The organism is Pseudomonas sp. NFACC24-1 (assembly GCF_900115235.1).
GTDB lineage: Bacteria > Pseudomonadota > Gammaproteobacteria > Pseudomonadales > Pseudomonadaceae > Aquipseudomonas > Aquipseudomonas fluorescens_AA.
Window position 1 is genome coordinate 1 of sequence record NZ_FOVS01000087.1, and the last position, 1,633, is coordinate 1,633.

Genomic DNA, 1,633 nt, shown 5'->3' on the forward strand with positions numbered 1-1,633 from the left:
TCGTTCTTTAAAAATTTGGGTATGTGATAGAAAGATAGACTGGACGTTACTTTCACTGGTAACGGATCAGGCTAAGGTAAAATTTGTGAGTTGCTCTTTGAGCAAGATCGAATTTTCGGCGAATGTCGTCTTCACAGTATAACCAGATTGCTTGGGGTTATATGGTCAAGTGAAGAAGCGCATACGGTGGATGCCTTGGCAGTCAGAGGCGATGAAAGACGTGGTAGCCTGCGAAAAGCTTCGGGGAGTCGGCAAACAGACTGTGATCCGGAGATGTCTGAATGGGGGAACCCAGCCATCATAAGATGGTTATCTTGTACTGAATACATAGGTGCAAGAGGCGAACCAGGGGAACTGAAACATCTAAGTACCCTGAGGAAAAGAAATCAACCGAGATTCCCTTAGTAGTGGCGAGCGAACGGGGACTAGCCCTTAAGCTTCTTTGATTTTAGCGGAACGCTCTGGAAAGTGCGGCCATAGTGGGTGATAGCCCTGTACGCGAAAGGATCTTAGAAGTGAAATCGAGTAGGACGGAGCACGAGAAACTTTGTCTGAATATGGGGGGACCATCCTCCAAGGCTAAATACTACTGACTGACCGATAGTGAACTAGTACCGTGAGGGAAAGGCGAAAAGAACCCCGGAGAGGGGAGTGAAATAGATCCTGAAACCGTATGCGTACAAGCAGTGGGAGCCCACTTTGTTGGGTGACTGCGTACCTTTTGTATAATGGGTCAGCGACTTATTTTCAGTGGCGAGCTTAACCGAATAGGGGAGGCGTAGCGAAAGCGAGTCTTAATAGGGCGTCTAGTCGCTGGGAATAGACCCGAAACCGGGCGATCTATCCATGGGCAGGTTGAAGGTTAGGTAACACTGACTGGAGGACCGAACCGACTACCGTTGAAAAGTTAGCGGATGACCTGTGGATCGGAGTGAAAGGCTAATCAAGCTCGGAGATAGCTGGTTCTCCTCGAAAGCTATTTAGGTAGCGCCTCATGTATCACTGTAGGGGGTAGAGCACTGTTTCGGCTAGGGGGTCATCCCGACTTACCAAACCGATGCAAACTCCGAATACCTACAAGTGCCGAGCATGGGAGACACACGGCGGGTGCTAACGTCCGTCGTGAAAAGGGAAACAACCCAGACCGTCAGCTAAGGTCCCAAAGTTATGGTTAAGTGGGAAACGATGTGGGAAGGCTTAGACAGCTAGGAGGTTGGCTTAGAAGCAGCCACCCTTTAAAGAAAGCGTAATAGCTCACTAGTCGAGTCGGCCTGCGCGGAAGATGTAACGGGGCTCAAACCATACACCGAAGCTACGGGTATCACGCAAGTGATGCGGTAGAGGAGCGTTCTGTAAGCCTGTGAAGGTGAGTTGAGAAGCTTGCTGGAGGTATCAGAAGTGCGAATGCTGACATGAGTAACGACAATGGGTGTGAAAAACACCCACGCCGAAAGACCAAGGTTTCCTGCGCAACGTTAATCGACGCAGGGTTAGTCGGTCCCTAAGGCGAGGCTGAAAAGCGTAGTCGATGGAAAACAGGTTAATATTCCTGTACTTCTGGTTATTGCGATGGAGGGACGGAGAAGGCTAGGCCAGCTTGGCGTTGGTTGTCCAAGTTTAAGGTGGTAGGCTG

General features: G+C 49.9%; 1 rRNA gene. It reads left to right on the plus strand.

Annotated elements, in window-relative coordinates:
- Positions 1-163: 163 nt before the first annotated feature.
- Positions 164-1,633: ribosomal RNA gene (locus BM317_RS29635) — 23S ribosomal RNA — on the plus strand; the annotation flags it as partial.